The 14951-nt window shown below is 64.7% G+C and carries 12 protein-coding genes and 1 other RNA gene; 8 read left to right on the forward strand and 5 right to left on the reverse strand.

All coding sequences use genetic code 11. From position 1 onward, the window contains the following. Nucleotides 1-52: 52 nt before the first annotated feature. Nucleotides 53-124, reverse strand: a non-coding RNA gene (locus tag NX05_RS22765) — sX9 sRNA. A 107-nt stretch (nucleotides 125-231) separates the two neighbouring features. On the opposite strand from NX05_RS22765, the gene xopB reads away from it, so the two are divergent. Then, complete coding sequence (gene xopB, locus NX05_RS14640; RefSeq protein WP_230597693.1) at nucleotides 232-2070, forward strand: XopB/HopD1 family type III secretion system effector; 1839 nt, start codon at nucleotides 232-234, stop codon at nucleotides 2068-2070. A gap of 214 nt (nucleotides 2071-2284) precedes the next feature. On the opposite strand, the gene NX05_RS23845 is transcribed toward xopB, so the two are convergent. Further along, complete coding sequence (locus tag NX05_RS23845; protein ID WP_155282152.1) at nucleotides 2285-2461, reverse strand: hypothetical protein; 177 nt, start codon at nucleotides 2459-2461, stop codon at nucleotides 2285-2287. Between the two features lie 318 nt (nucleotides 2462-2779). Here NX05_RS23845 and NX05_RS14645 point away from each other — a divergent pair, with 318 nt between their 5' ends. Next, nucleotides 2780-4561: a S53 family peptidase gene (locus NX05_RS14645; RefSeq protein ID WP_230597691.1), complete on the forward strand. Its 1782-nt coding sequence runs from the start codon at nucleotides 2780-2782 to the stop codon at nucleotides 4559-4561. Between the two features lie 55 nt (nucleotides 4562-4616). Here the strand turns inward: NX05_RS14645 and NX05_RS22770 are convergent, their stop codons facing one another. Beyond that, entirely contained in the window at nucleotides 4617-5141 is a 525-nt protein-coding gene (locus NX05_RS22770; protein ID WP_174856691.1) for a hypothetical protein, read from the reverse strand. A 32-nt stretch (nucleotides 5142-5173) separates the two neighbouring features. Continuing rightward, nucleotides 5174-6121 carry a mitochondrial fission ELM1 family protein gene (locus NX05_RS14650; RefSeq protein ID WP_039434240.1) on the reverse strand — a complete coding sequence of 316 codons (948 nt, stop codon included), beginning with the start codon at nucleotides 6119-6121 and terminating at the stop codon, nucleotides 5174-5176. A gap of 133 nt (nucleotides 6122-6254) precedes the next feature. Between NX05_RS14650 and NX05_RS14655 the strand changes: the two genes are divergently transcribed. From NX05_RS14655 to NX05_RS14680, 6 genes are all read left to right on the forward strand, one after another. Then, complete coding sequence (locus NX05_RS14655; RefSeq protein ID WP_039434156.1) at nucleotides 6255-6845, forward strand: malonic semialdehyde reductase; 591 nt, start codon at nucleotides 6255-6257, stop codon at nucleotides 6843-6845. Between the two features lie 210 nt (nucleotides 6846-7055). Next, the gene (locus NX05_RS14660) at nucleotides 7056-7799 is read left to right on the forward strand and encodes a YceI family protein (protein WP_080764563.1); all 744 of its coding nucleotides are present in this window, start codon (nucleotides 7056-7058) and stop codon (nucleotides 7797-7799) included. 393 nt (nucleotides 7800-8192) lie between these two features. After that, nucleotides 8193-8711, forward strand: a complete 519-nt coding sequence (locus NX05_RS14665; RefSeq protein WP_039434159.1) for an RNA polymerase sigma factor — start codon at nucleotides 8193-8195, stop codon at nucleotides 8709-8711. After that, complete coding sequence (locus NX05_RS14670) at nucleotides 8704-9789, forward strand: FecR family protein (protein ID WP_039434162.1); 1086 nt, start codon at nucleotides 8704-8706, stop codon at nucleotides 9787-9789. Before NX05_RS14665 ends, NX05_RS14670 begins: the two co-directional genes overlap by 8 nt. Before the next feature lie 258 nt (nucleotides 9790-10047). Then, entirely contained in the window at nucleotides 10048-12549 is a 2502-nt protein-coding gene (locus NX05_RS14675; protein WP_039434165.1) for a TonB-dependent receptor, read from the forward strand. Next, nucleotides 12549-13829 carry a histidine-type phosphatase gene (locus NX05_RS14680; RefSeq protein ID WP_052239582.1) on the forward strand — a complete coding sequence of 427 codons (1281 nt, stop codon included), beginning with the start codon at nucleotides 12549-12551 and terminating at the stop codon, nucleotides 13827-13829. The genes NX05_RS14675 and NX05_RS14680 overlap by 1 nt, the downstream gene beginning before the upstream one ends. A 72-nt stretch (nucleotides 13830-13901) precedes the next feature. Here NX05_RS14680 and NX05_RS14685 read toward each other — a convergent pair whose 3' ends face one another. Further along, the gene (locus NX05_RS14685) at nucleotides 13902-14696 is read right to left on the reverse strand and encodes a siderophore-interacting protein (protein WP_039434248.1); all 795 of its coding nucleotides are present in this window, start codon (nucleotides 14694-14696) and stop codon (nucleotides 13902-13904) included. Nucleotides 14697-14951 lie beyond the last annotated feature (255 nt).

Consider the following 14951-nt stretch of genomic DNA (forward strand, 5'->3'; position numbering starts at 1 on the left):
TCCTGAGAAATAATTCTCAAATTGATTTCGAGGTTTCACCAATACCAAATGCGGCTAATACAACGTAGCCAGCGATCGTCAGATGGGTGCGGGCGCGCAGAACCGGATTTTACGCGTGGTACATGCCGATTCCGATCACCAGACCCGCTCGCCTAACGGCCGTGCACAGTTTTGTTAGCCACTCTAAAGGTCCTGGCTTTTCCACTAATTTATAAAGAAGGATAGGAAGACATGAAGGCAGATCACGCACGATCCCATTCCCTATCGTCACTTGATCACATGCGCGGCCCCGAATTTGGTATGGGCAACGACAGTGATCTAGAAGCTGGTGCACAGCCCAGCCATAGCGGCTTCTGTCAGTCCGAAGATAGCAGATTGCTCACCACCAGGCCCCCCCGGCGCGGCACAAGCAGCGGGTCGACTAGCCCCAGGTCCACTGGGCAAAGCTCCGGTCACACTGATAACAGTGGATTAGAAACTTTGCTACCGGCCTCGTTAACAGGTGTCCAAAAGCCCAGGCATACGGGATTGGTGCGCAGGGAAGCGGGCCGACTTGTTTCTGCCGACCCGGTGGTGCACGCGTTGCTATCTTTCGCGCAGGTTGACCAGCCAGTTCCATCGCAGGTCGCGAGCACTGACGGGGTCCGACTAGAGTTGGTGTCGCGTCGAGACCCGGAGAAAGCGCTTGAGGAGTTCAAGGACGCATTCACGGTTGAGAAGGCGCAATTGATGCCTTCCGCCAACTCGTTAGAGCGGAAAGCTGAGCAAATCAATGCTGACATTCACCTCCCCTTATTGCTTAAAGCGATTGAACGGGGCTCCGCAGCATTTGGCCCAAGCGCTTTGATCAAGATGGCAGATGGCAGCGAGATCAGCGCGAAAGCCTTCCTCGCCTCGTGTGCCCCAGATGTCACGTCCAATGACGATGGCCTGTCGCACTTCATCAGCCAGAAACTCAGAGGGGACGAAGACCTCCAGGTCCGTCTGGGTGCACAGGAATTGCTATGTGTGGCGACCAAGAAAGAGTTCCAGCTCGGTGGCTTGGCTGGTAGTATTGGCGCCAGCAGCATACTCGGCTCCGCATGGGAGCTCGGCGCTTCGGAACTGTTGAAAAAAGCCATCTTCGGCAAAAATTTCTCGCCCAGTCAGTATGCTCTGCAATTGGCCGGAATCGATTCAGTGCCGCCTTTGCTAATCGAGACCATGGACACCATGTGTGTGCTTGCAATCATCAAGGGTATGAAGGGTGAGGAATGGTCCATGCGCAACCTGTTCCCCAAGGCAATGAAAGCCGGCGCCATCTCTTCAATTGCGTCATTCCCCAATAACGTATTGGAGTACACAGGCTTTAAATCAAGATTAGGTAATCTTGCGGCCAATATGACGACAACCGAAGCGGCCATCTTTGGCGCCGCCTCTGGCATTCCACCCGAAGTCAAGGAAGGCGAAGATTTGATGCGTGCTGGATTGTTCCAGAGTATTAAGAACGGTGTCATGGCGCGCCCCAGCGAGAACGTGGGCCCGAAAGAGGCGATTGAGCAGATGGCGCGTCATGCGCTCGATGTTGCCCCCGGCGAGAGCACCGCCGTCAAGTCTATGGGGCTGGCATCCATTGTCGGGATGATCCCGCTGATCGCCGGCAACAAAGCCACAGGATTACTCTCGGAAAGAGTGCTGCGTATCTTCCGGAGCACCGTCTTTAATCCGATCGAATCCATCGCTCTGAATGCACTGGCGCTTGGAGGGCGCATTCATGTTCCTGGGCTATTTGACTCAGACAACGCTAAGCACGCGCGGGTTGTGCAAACCATTCTGGCGCGAGCAAGCGAGCAAATGGAAAGCGGGGCACGGGAAATTACTGCAGAAGAATTGCATCAGATTTTGGCTCCCAAAAGCGAGTTCCTTCGTCATGTAGGTACCGCAATTGTCAAAGGCATGAATGCAAGCTTCGAGGCCCTTCCCGCGCTGGCCCGTAAACTTGGATATGGCGAAACTCCCTTGAACCAACGTATTCCATATCAGGACCTGGCTGTGTCTAATACTTCGCACCAACCCGCGCCGGAGCCGTAACCGACGTAAGAGCCCGGGTAGCGATCAGTGGTCGGGGACATGGGATACATTTCTCCTGTCGACTTCCCACTATTCGATGCCAGCTAGAATTTGGGGTCTGCGGTCGATATGAGGGTCGGCAGGGATTCGTATTAATACCCTCTCTGACAGAGAGCTAGCTCGCTTTTGGCTGTTTTTCAGACGAATCCCTGCCGACCCTCAGGAACGCCAGGGGTTAATAGAACACGCCCCAGGTCAGCCAGTCGTTGATCGGGTATTGCACCAGGCTGTTGGACAGCAGGACCGCCGCGCCCATTGCCAGCACCGCCCAGAGCAATGCACGGGCGGTGACGGGGCGAATACCGGTGGCGAGGCAAGACGCATGGCGACACGGCGTTGTCTGGGCGCGCAATGATCGCTTCGACGGCAGGGCTGGACCCGCGCATCGATGCGCTCGCCGGACACAGCGCCGGTACGCAACGCCGCCCCTTTAGTGCGCAGGCGCCTGCCGCCGGACCGTGCCCGTCGCGCCGGCGGCGACCGACTGGGCGCGTGCGCATATCGCGGCCGCAATCCAAGAGGTGCGTTCGCTGGCGCTCGTGGCCACGCTGACGCTCGGCGGCAGTGTCGGCATGCGATGTGAGGGGGCAAGCCTGCGCCACGACATCGGGTCGTCATCGGTGACGTGTGCACGAGACGCCCGACCGACGGCATCGGCAGCACATGGTGATTGCAAAGCGGGCGGCAGGCCTCGACCTGCTTGCGCGCAGCGCCAGTGTCATTCGACGTGCATCTGCCATCACGCGACCAGGCGGCCCTGGACGCGCTGCTGGCAGACATCCAGGATCCGCTGTCGCCGCAGTACCACAAGTGGCTGTCGGCGGCCGAATTCCAGCGGCGTTTTGGTCCAGCGCCTGCGCAGCTCGCGCAGGTGCGCGCCGCCCTGCAGGCCGCACACATGACCGTGGTGCAGCAGGGGCCAACCCTGCATGTCAGCGCGAATGCAGACAGTGTGGAGCGGCTGTTCGCCGCGCCATTGGTCGCTGATCTGAAGGCCGGCCAGCAGGTACGCCTGGCGGCTGCCGCTCCGCTGCAGCTGCCGGCCGCGCTACGTGCCAACGGTGTTACCGTCACCGGCCTGAGCCGGGGCCTGCCGGCGGCGCACATGGACTCGCGCGTGCTGGCTGGCGACCCCAGCAACCGCTATGGCGAGGGCAGCACGAGTTATTGGTACAACGATCTCAAACAGGCCTACGGCTATCCGTCCTACCAGACGATGATTGGCGCGCCAGGCAAGCAGCAGCGGCTTGACGGTAGCGGCAGCACCATCGCCATCTTGATCGGCAGCGACGTGTTGGATACGGACATCGCCGCGATGTTCGACCATGAGCACTTCAGCCGGTATGCCGGCAACCATGCCAATCCGACGCTCTACGCGCGCCGCTATGTGGCCGGTGCCAAGCCCGGCGTGCAGGATGGCAATCTCGCTGCCGAGCGCGAGGCGACGCTCGATGTGGACATGGCGCTCGGCGGCGCGCCGGGCGCACATGTGCTGCTGTACGTGCTGCCCGATCTCACCATCGATTCCCTGCTGGCCGGCTACCGACAGATCGTGCAGGACAATCAGGCAGACGTGGTCAGCTCCTCGTTTGGGCTCTGCGAGCAGTACTTCACGCCAGCCTATAACAGCGGCAGAGATGGTACCTTCATTGCTGGCCTGTTCGATGCCGTCTTCAAGCAAGGCAACGCGCAAGGCATCACCTTCGTCACCTCCAGCGGCGACAACGCCGGCCTGGAATGCCCGGACACGCAGTACCTGGTAGATGGCAAGAACGGCCGTTACATCCCCAGCGTAGAGTGGCCTGCCGCCGATGCACACGTGACCGCGGTTGGTGGTGGCAACCTGTTCACCGCCTACAAGAAGGGCAACCTGGGTTCGGGCTACGTCAGCGAAAGCGCCTATGCCGAACCATTGCAGGCGGATGACCCCTATGGCGTGGGCGCGCTTCTCACCGGCGGTTATTGGGGTGCCGGTGGCGGCGTCAGCACGCTGTTCCAGCGCCCCGCTTATCAGCTGCGCGCGCTAGGCGGCACGCGCACTTCCATGCGCGCTTTGCCCGATGTCGGCATGCTGGTCGGTGGTTGCCCGTCGATCGCCGTGCAGCCCTGTCAGCAGGAGGGCAGCGCGGTGTCCATCTACGTTGCCGGTGCCATCACCAAGATGATCGGCACCAGCGTGGCGGCGCCGGAGTTCGCCAGCGTGGCCGCGCTGCTGGTGCAGAAGCAGGGCCGGCAGGGCAATCTCAACGACTACCTGTATCGCCTGGCTGCCAATGGACCGGAGGCCTACCACCGCGGCATCCCCGGCAATAACGGGGTGGTCAGCAACGATGTGCCGATCGCGGGCAAGTACAACTACACCACCGGCCTGGGAACCCCGATCGTGCGGTTGATGATCGGTGCGCTGGACGCAGCGCCGGCCGGCATTCCGCGGTCTCCCAGCAATCCGTAAACGCGGCGCGCCTGGCGGCATCGGCGTCGTGGCAACGACGCCAATGCCACGACACTTACGCTGTAGTCGATCTGATGTGTCCTCCGCCTGCAGCGCAGGGCGTGCGTGTCACCACGTTTGGTTGCTGCTGTACGCGGCAGCGGCTTCGGTCGGTACGAACGCCAATGCGTTCCCTTGTTCGGCATGCACGGTCCAGCCACTGCCAGCGGCCGGGTTGGAACGTCACTATTTCGCCCACATGGAAGCCTGCGGCGGGGTCGTCCTGGCGCACCTGCCATTGCAGCACTGCGGTGTTCTCGGCCTGTTGCGGTTCCTGCAGGCGCACCTGGCGTGCGCCGGCGGGCAGGGTGTCGACTGCCTCCACGCGCATTGGCGGCAGCTTGCCCGCGCGTGCCTCACGGCGTGACTCGGCCACTGCAGTAGATGCAGCGAGTGGTCCGCCAACGACGGAGGCGACCACGCCGGACGCGATCAGCACTGGTGTGGCTAGAGACAGCGCCGAATAGAACTCGGATTTTTCGCCGGGTGTGGTCGCTTGACCGGCGTGTGCGCAGGGCAAGTCAATGCGGCGAACAGGCATGCGCTGGCAGCGAGAAAAGAACCGGCGTTGGGCTATGGCAGCAGGCGCGCGCGTACCTGCGTGGCGATGCGCTCGGTTTCGCGCACAGGAACGATATTGACAGCGCCGGCGAGAACTTCATTGACGGGGTGCAAGCGCTGACGTTGCCGCAACGCCTGCAAGTAGGTGCCAACGCGCCCGCTTGCCTGCTCGGCAAACGCGGCAGCCACCGCTACACGGGTGGCGCAGGCTTCGGAGAGCAGGTTGACCGAGTCGGCAGTGGCCACGATGGCATCGGCCCAGCCGAGCAGGCCGGCGTAGGGGTTGGGCCCATCGCGCTCGTCGCACCACAGCAGGTGCGGCAGGCCGGTGCAGGCCACGCGCAGCGCAGCGATCGCATCGCCCGGTGTGCGGCGGGAGGTGGTGATCAGCAGGCTACCGCCCAGCGTGCGCAGGTGGGCACTCATGCGTGCGCACAGCGCCGCCAGCACCTCGGATGTCCACGGGACCTGGTCGGTGGGTCCGCCGATCAGCAGGGCTAGCCGCGGGCCCGGCAAGCCGCCCATGGCAGGGAAGGCCGCCCGCCCGGCCGCCAGCCACGCATCGTCCACCGGGTGCAGGCTGCCGAGCAGGGTGAGCACGTTGCTGCCGCGTAGTGCGTCATGTTCGGGCACCACCAGCAGGTCCCAGTGCCGCGGGTCCAGCCGCGGGTCCAGGATCTGCACGCTGCGGCTGCCACGGGCACGCAACAGCCGGGTGGCCAGCGCCGCCTGCCGGCCGCAGCCGATGGCCAGCGCCGCGGGCTGCTGCAGGTGCCGGGCAAATGCCGCGCCAAACGCCTGTTGGGCGCCGGGTAGCCGCCGCGGCGCCGCCCAGCGCCATGGCGCCTTTGGCTGCAGGTGGATGGGCTGAAAGGTATCGGGTTGCAGGGCACGCGCCAGCGCCTCGGCCTGACGCGCATTGCCGGCGCGGCCGTCGCTCAGCGCCCAGGTCAGCCCCATCGTTTCAGATCCGACATAGATTTGTTTCAGATTGAACGCGTGTGGCGGCAATCGCGTCACTCTACACTGCGGGTCTTAACACCGGCGCCGACGCCGCAGCCTACCGTCGCACCACCCTTCTTCTGGAGTGCTCATGTCCGACTCGCTCAACGCCGCCGCACTGGATCAGCTGTTCCGCACCGCCCGCACGCAAAACGCGTTTGCCGACAAGCCGGTCAGCCAGGAGGTGCTGCGCGAGTTGTATGAGTTGGTGAAGTGGGGCCCCACCGCGGCCAATAGCTGTCCGGCGCGCTTCGTGTTCGTGACCAGCGCCGAAGGCAAGGCCAAGCTCAAGCCGGCGCTGTCCGAGGGCAATGCCGCCAAGACCCTGGCCGCGCCAGTGACGGTGATCGTGGCGCACGATGAAGACTTCCACGAAAAGCTGCCGTACCTGTTCCCGCATATTGACGCCAAGAGCTGGTTCGACGGCCCGCGCGAAGGGCGCACCGAATCGGCGTTCCGCAATGGCTCGCTGCAGGGCGCCTACCTGATCCTGGCCGCGCGTGCGCTGGGACTGGATGCCGGCCCGATGTCCGGCTTCGATAACGCCAAGGTGGATGCGGCGTTTTTCGCCGGCACGCCGATCAAGTCCAATTTCCTGATCAATCTCGGCTACGGCGACCCAGCCGGGCTGTTCCCGCGTTCGCCACGCCTGAGCTTCGACGAAGCCGCTCGCTTCGAGTAAGGCGATGCCTGCATGCGTGCGGGGTGCGCGCCCCGGCACACCGCGCATGCGTGCCGCTTTCAAGCGACGCAGTTGGCCGTTCGCCGGCAGACCGCTTGATCTCGCTTACCGTCTCGACGTACATGGTCTTTCGGTTTCCTGCAGTCCTCGTCCGTCTGCACCTGTCCCACCTGCGTTGATCCAACGCGTCTCTCATCAGATGGAGTTTCAATGAAGACCACCCACAAGCTGTTGCTGCCGCTCGCCCTGACCCTGGCCATTGCCGCCTGCTCCAAGCCGGCCGACAACACCGCCGCCCCGGCCGCCGAAACCACGCCTGCTGCCACCGCCCCGGCGGACGCTGCTGCTGCACCGGCACCGGCACCGGCACCTGCCGCCTCGACCGCCCCGGCCGTTGAAGTGGCTTCGGGCACCTACACCCTGGACCCGGCGCACACCGACGTGCTGGCGCAATGGAGCCACTTCGGCTTCTCCAACCCTAGCGCGCACTTCGGCAATGTCGATGGCACCCTGGTGTACGACGCCGCCGACGTGACCAAGTCCACCGTGCAGGTCACCCTGCCGCTGTCCGGCTTGAACAGCTTCACCGCCAAGCTCGACGAACACCTGAAGAGCGGTGATTTCTTCGACGCGGCCAAGTTCCCGACCGCCACCTTCAAGAGCACCAAGGTGGAAGCTGCCGGCACCAACAAGCTGACCGTCACCGGCGATCTGACCATCAAGGGCCAGACCAAGCCGGTCGTGCTGGACGTCACCCTCAACGGTGCCGGCGAGCACCCGATGAAGAAGGTGCCGGCGGCTGGTTTCGATGCCACCACCACCATCAAGCGCAGCGATTTCGGGGTGAGCCAGTACGCCCCGAACGTCAGCGACGAAGTGAAGATCCGCATCACCACCGAAGCCCTGCAGGCCAAGGCCGGCGACGCGGCTGCGAAGGATGCCGTGGCCAAGTAATCGGTCTGGCTGCTGTCCAGGCAAAGGCCCGCTTCGGCGGGCCTTTGTCGGTGTAGGCGGCAGCCAGGTGCTACCCAGGCGGGTGTGACCGCGTTGCGGTGTGCATCGATGGTGCAGCCGGCACCGCATCGTCTGGGCAACCATGCAGGGTTGCGCTGTTCTCTCCCGGCTTCGCCAATCCCCATCCCATGCGCATCGCGTTCGCCAATGTGCAGCTGGACGCCTACGTTTTTAGGGATTTGCCGCAGCGTCGATGTCTTGATCGTTGGACCGCCCGCACAAACGCCGTCGCCGGCAACGGCGCACGAAGTGCAACGCGCCCGACCGCTTTCATCTAGGTGTCATGCAGTTCACGCAGCCTGAGTGCGTCTTTCTGGTCGGTTGTCTTTCGTCTTGCGCTCCGATGCATCGCCGCTGCTGTCTCGGCTGTTCCTGCAGTGGCGGCCCTCGCTCAACCGCTATTTCCTGCGTCGTCGTGCGCCCGCCTGGGATGCCGAAGATCTGGTGCAGGAGGTCTATCTGCGTCTGCAACGCAGTCAGGTGCAGGCCGGCGAAATCGCCAACCCTGAAGCCTATTTGTTTACCATCGCGGCCAATCTGCTCAAGGAGCAGGGGATGCGTCAGCAGCGTCACGGGAGCGCTGAAGCCACGCTCGACGCCTGCGTGGACGAGGCCTTGTCGGTGCCGTTCCAAGCCGACAGCGAACTGCATGCCGAGCAGCGTCGCGCGCGCTTGGCGCTGTTGATGCAGCGGCTGCCGCCGCGCTGCCGGGCGGCGATGGTGCTGCGCTACCGCGAAGGGCTGGACCACCGGCAGATCGCCGACCGGCTGCAGATCTCCGTGCCGATGGTGAAGAAACACATCGCGCGCGGCGTGGTGCTGTGTCGGGAGGGAATGGCGGGCTATGGCTGAGCCACGTCCATCCAGCCCGCGTGCCACCACGCAAGCCGCCACCGACTGGTATCTGCTGCTACACGAGGGCCAGCCCAGTGCGTCCCAACAGACTGCGTTCCTGGCCTGGCTGCGTGCCTCGCCGACGCATGTGGCCGAGTATCTGGCGGTGGTGCGGCTGTTTGCCGATTTACCCTTGGCAGCGCAGCAGCAAGCCATCGAGGTTGACGACTTGTGCCGGCGCGCGCTGCACGACGAAGGGGTAGTGGTGCCGCTGCGGCGCACGGCGGCGTTCGACCCGGTGCCGCGGCAGGGCAATGCACGTGCCGCGCGCAAACGCAACGTTCCTGCGCGCCGGTGGGCGCTGGCGGCCAGCGTGGTGATTGCCATGCTCAGTGCCGGCTGGTTGCTGACGCCGCCGGCCGTACCGGATGGCGTGGTCTACCGTGCCTCGGCAGCAGGACGCATCGTCGACCTGCCTGATGGCAGCCGCGTGCAACTGGACCGCGGTAGCGCCATTGCGGTGCGCTATACGCCCGAGCGACGCCGCATCGACCTGCTGCAAGGCGCGGCACTGTTCGATGTCGGGCGCGATCCGCACCGACCACTGCAGGTGTGGACCGGCGGCGTGCTGCTGCGCGATATCGGGACGGTGTTCGGCGTGCAGCACGACGGCGCGGCGGCCCGCGTCACCGTGCTCAGCGGGCAAGTGCAGGTGCAGGCACCGCCGGCGCGGTGGCTGGCACGCTGGCGCGACACCGGTGCGGTGCTGGCCGATCTGCGTGCCGGCCAGCAGGCGCAGCTGGATGCGGGCGGGCAGGTGCTGGCGCTGGAGCCGCACGCCGATCTGGCCGCCGCCACGGCCTGGTTGCCCGACCGCGTCAGCCTACATGACCAACCGTTGGCCGAGGTCGCGCGCCGCTTCAATGCCTTCGCCTCGGTGCCGCTGGAGATCGATGACCGGTTGCTGGCCCAGCGCCGCGTCAGCGGCGTCTTCCATCTGCGCGACAACGCCGCCTTGCTTGCCTATCTGGCTGCCATGCCGGGCGTGCGCGTCGAGCGCGGGCAGGCGCGCGTGATGGTTCGCGCTGTGCGCTGACCTGCTGGCGGCTGCGACGGCGCAACGCTTTCGCGCTGCGGCATCGCCTCAGCCTTGTAGTGCCAAGCCAGCTCGCCACGTCTGCGTGCTGCGGTCATTGCTGCCTGCGTTGTTCCGGCCAGATGCGCCCCACCGGCGCCTGTCAAAAAAAATTCACGAAAGCCGAGGTGTCCGCCGCGCCCGCAGGGCCACTCATGTACGAGGTCGGTCGCGCTACCTGCGTGATCTCTCTCCCACTCCCGTTGGAATGACGTCCCCATGCGCCACCCGCTCGCCCTTCAGATTGCCCTGCTGCTCACCGCCCTGCCGCCGACCCTGACCGCCGTCGCCGCCGCACCGTCGGCGCAGGCGGCGACGGCCATCGCTCCGGCCAGCCTGGACACGGCACTGGATCAATTCGCCCAGGCCAGCGGGTTGCAACTGATCTACGACCCGGCGCTGACGGCGCACCTGCGCAGCCCCGGTGCGCCGGCCGGGCTGGCACCGCTGGTGCAACTGCAACGCCTGCTCGGCGGCACCGGCTTGGCCGCGCGCCAGCTCACTGCGACCTCGCTCAGCATTGCCCCGGCCGCGCCGGCCCGCGCGCCCGCTCCGCCATCGGCTGCCAAGGCGGCACCGGCGGACGTCAGCGCCGACCGCAGCACCGCACGCGATCTGGCACCGGTCACCGTGGTGGCGAACCAGGTCGATACGCTGGCGCCCAGCGCGCCGCCGCTGGACGCGATCCAGCCCACCTCGGTCATCGACGAGCGTTTCATCCGCGATGGCCTGCGCTTCAATGCCAATTACGACGACATCATCAAGTACGCACCCAGCGTCAGCGTCACCTCGCCGGAAGGGCCAGGCATGGGCAAGAACGAAGGCATTTCGATTCGCGGCTTCCAGGACGGCCAGTTCAACATCACCTTCGACGGCATTCCCTTCGGCGATGCCAGCGATCTGCACCACACCACCTCGGCCTACTTCAACAACCACATCCTCGGCCAGGCGGAAATCGATCGTGGCCCGGGCGGCGGCGCAACCATCGGCAATGCCACCTTTGGCGGCACCGTCGGTCTGCGCTCGCGTGATCCCGGCGCGGTCGATGGCATCACCGCCTACGGCACGGTCGGCAGCTGGAACACGGTCGCCGGCGGGGTCAGCGTGGAGCAGCATCTCGGCAGCGGCACGCGCCTGCTGGTGGATCTGTCCAAAGAACACAGCGACACCTATCTCGACGGCACCGACGACCGCCGCGAACACGCTTTCATCAAGACCATCAGCGACGTGGGCGAGGCCAGCACGCTGGCCTTCGTCACCAGCTACAACCAGGAACACCAGAACACCGTGCAGGGCGCCACCAAGGCGCAGATCGGCGCCAACGGCTGGCGCACCGGCCTAGGTGAGGATCCGGCCTTGCAGAGTTACACCGGCTACAACGACGTGGCGTATTACTCCAGTTTCAGTTACCTGGCCTTGCTCACCCAGTGGGGCGGCTGGGACGTGGATAACCGCGTTTACGCCAACACCTTCGACCACCGCGCCGACAAGACCACCGAGCCGACCAGCGACAGCCTCAAGGACAATGGCGTCACCTTCTACAACGCCGCCGGCAAGAAGATCGGCAAGGCCGCCATCGATGTGCCGGGCAAGCAGGCCGACAACGACAATCTCGCCTTCGGGGATGTATTGCGGCTAGCACGCGACGTCGGCCCGGGTGAGCTGAAAACCGGCGTGTGGCTGGAACGTGCGCTGGATCATCGCTATCAAACGCCGTTGGACATGAGCACCGGCATGCCGACCGGTACCAAGTACGGCAACGCGGATAACTACCGGCTCAAGGACCGCACCGATACTGCGCAGCCTTATGCCGAATATGCGTGGCGGCTGAGCGATGCGCTCACGCTGTCGCCCGGTGTGCGCTATGCCGATGTAACGCGCCGACTCAGCGCGGAGGTCAACAAGTCCACGCCGCCGCTGCCTTCATACACGCGCGCCAGCTATGACGCCTGGTTGCCCTCGTTAAGCCTGCACGATGCCATCAACGACCACTGGAGCGCGTATGCGCAGGTTGCTCGCGGTTTCCTGGCGCCGCCGATCGATGTGATCGAACTCAATGGCGCGCGCGGACTGGATCCGGAACTGACCGCCAACGTGCAGTTGGGCACCGGCTACGCCGATCGGGGATTGACCTTCGGTATGGACGTCTACCACATCGACTTCAGCAACTTCATCAGCCAGACCCGCGTGGCGACCGCCAGCGGCACCGAGCAGGCCTTCGTCAATGGTGGTGGAGCGGTGTATCGCGGCATCGAGAGCGAAGCTACTGTCGCGCTGAGTCCGACCGTCAGCGTGTACGGCAACGTCAGCTACAACGAGGCCACCTACAAGGGCAGCAGCGTGCAGGTGGCGGCCGCGCCGCACGTCACTGGAACACTGGGCATGCTCTACAACAGCGGCAGCGGTTGGTACGGCTCGTTGATGGACAAGTTTATCGGCGCTCGCTACGGCGTGGATAACCGCACCGATGCCACTGGCGCGACGGTGTTCGGCAACGACGAGCGGCTGCCGCCCTACACCAGTCTGGATGCAGCCGGCGGTTATCGCAGCACGCATGGTCCCTGGAATCTCAAGGGCTATTCGCTCAGCCTGGCGGTCAACAACCTGCTCGATACGCACCGGCTGATCGGTTACGCCGGCACGCGTTCTACCGATAATGCGCCGCTGTACTTCGGCTTGGCTGGCCGCGGTGTATTCCTCGATCTGTCGGCGACGTTCTGATGCAGACCATGCGCACGCATCGTATTTCCCGCGCGTTGCGGCGAGCACTGCTCGCTCTGGCGCTGTGTCTGCCGGCAGCGGCAGCCGTGGCCGCGAAAGAGTCCGTTGCAGCAACCACGCAGGTGCACCTGACCATCGTGCTGGTGCGGCATGGTATTCGTGCACCGACGCAATCCAGCAGCGAGTTGGATCGCTACAGTGCGCAGCCATGGCCGCGGTGGCCGGTGGCACCGGGCCGACTCACTCCGCACGGACGGGCAGTCATGCAAGCGCTGGGCGCACGTTATCGCGCGCTGCTGGCCCCGCCGCTCGGGTTGCCCGCCAGTGGCTGCGATGGCACTGAGCAGATCGTCACCATCGCCGACAGCACTGCCCGCAACCACGCCAGTGCGCAGGCGCTGCTGCATGGCATGGCGCCGGACTGCGCAGCGCATTACCAGGCCTTGCCCGAGGGCAAACACAACGCCTTGTTCGATGGCGGCAAGGCGCCGGCACCGCCGGTGCGGCTGGAGGCCGACACGCGCGTGCGAATGGCGCAGTTGCAGGCAGTGTTGAGCGCTTGCCAGCACGGACCCTGCGCCGATTCGGCACCGGCCAGCCGGCTCTACGATCCGGCCATGCGCGATGGATCGCCGGACGCGGCCAGCACCCTCAAGCTGGCCGGTGGACTGGCCGAGAACCTGATGTTGGAAGACGTCGAAGGTTTCGATGCGCAGCAGCGGGGCTGGGGCCGTGTAGATCGCGCCGCGGTGGCGCAATTGATTGCCTTGCACAATGCCTCGTTCGCCCAAAGCAAGCATCCGTTGCCGGTTGCCACAGCGGCGGCATCCAACCTGCTGGCGCATCTGCTGGCTACCGTGCAGGCGGCGGTCGGGCAAGACCCGTCGGTGGCGGCATTGGCGCCGCCCTCTACACGACTGCTGGTATTGGTGGGTCACGACACGAACTTGGCCACGCTCGGTGGATTGCTGGGCGTGCAGTGGCATCGCAGCGACCGCCCCGACGACTACCCGCCCGGCGGCGCGCTGGTGCTGGACGTGCTCGAGCGCAACGACGCGCCTTTGCTGCGCGTGCGAACTCTGATGCCGAGCCTGTCGGCGTTGCGCAGTGGGCACTTCGACGGCGATGCGCTGGCCTCGTCCACACTGGTGTTGCCCGGTTGCCACGGTCAAAGCTTATGCCCGTTGCCGGTCGCACTGGCCTGGCTGCGCACGCGCATCGATCCGGCCCAGGTGCAAATGGCACTGCCGGCCATGCAGCCCTGGCCGGCGCAGCCGTAGCATGTGTCATGCAACGTGTGTGTGGACGCAGCGGCTAGTGACGCCTCGAGCGCCGACGCGCGCTGCGTGCACTCACGCCTCGCCATGCTCGGCACGCGCCTTCCAATAACCCTTGGCGCGCACCCACTCCTTGTCCACGCCCAGGTGTCCTTCGAGAAACTTGCGCATGGCGCGCGCGCGCATCGATTCGGCGCCGATCCAGTAAAACGTGTCGCCGTCCTCAGGCTCGTAGTCGCGCAAGCTGTCTTCCAGCAAGGTGCTGCTGGCGGCATCGAAACCATTACGCTCCAGCCAGTTCACCCGCACCTCGGCAGCGCTGAGCAGTTCCTGCCGCTCGGCGGCATCGGCGATCTCGATAAACACCTCCGCGTGCATGTCGGCGGGCATCGCTTCGAGCCAGCGGCCGATCGCCGGTAGTGCGGTCTCGTCGCCGATCATTACGTAGTGGTCGTAGTCGTCGGCGACCAGAAATGAGCCGCGCGGGCCGCCGATATTCAGTGGGTCACCGGGTTGTGCCTGCGCGGCCCAACTGGATGCCACACCATCGCCGTGTAGCACGAAGTCGATGCTCAACTCGCCGTTTTGCGGGTCGAAGTGGCGTGGCGTGTAGTCGCGTGCTGGCGAAGGCAGTGAGCCTTCTTCGTGTCGCGGGCCTTCCGGCGTCATGGTCGGCAGCACAAAAGCACCATCGGGATTGGGAAAAAACAGTTTGACGTGATCGTCAGGCGCAGTGCTTTCGAAGCCTGCGAGTTCGCTGCCGCCGAACACAATACGGCGCATCTGCGGGGTGATCGCTTCGCAACGCACCACCTGGACGGAGCGTAGGCGTGTGTCGTGACGGACTTGGGTGTTGGTGTGTGCAGCCATGGTGTGCGAGTCCTGGAGTGCGCGCAAAGGTGCGCGGCGTTGGGCGGAAGATGAGGCGCTTACAAAATCGATTACGTGGTGCGTAAATAAAGCAGTGGGTGTCTGACCTGGCACGTGGAGGTGCGATGTCATCCAGCGCAGTGGCAGTTCCTTCTCCCATCGGGAGAAGGTGCCCCGCAGGGGCGGATGAAGGTACGGGCAAAATCTCATGCAGTTGAACCGCATGGACTGCAGCGCACGCAAATCACGTCCACC

Origin of the sequence: Xanthomonas vasicola (assembly GCF_000772705.2) — a bacterium.
Lineage (GTDB): Bacteria > Pseudomonadota > Gammaproteobacteria > Xanthomonadales > Xanthomonadaceae > Xanthomonas > Xanthomonas vasicola.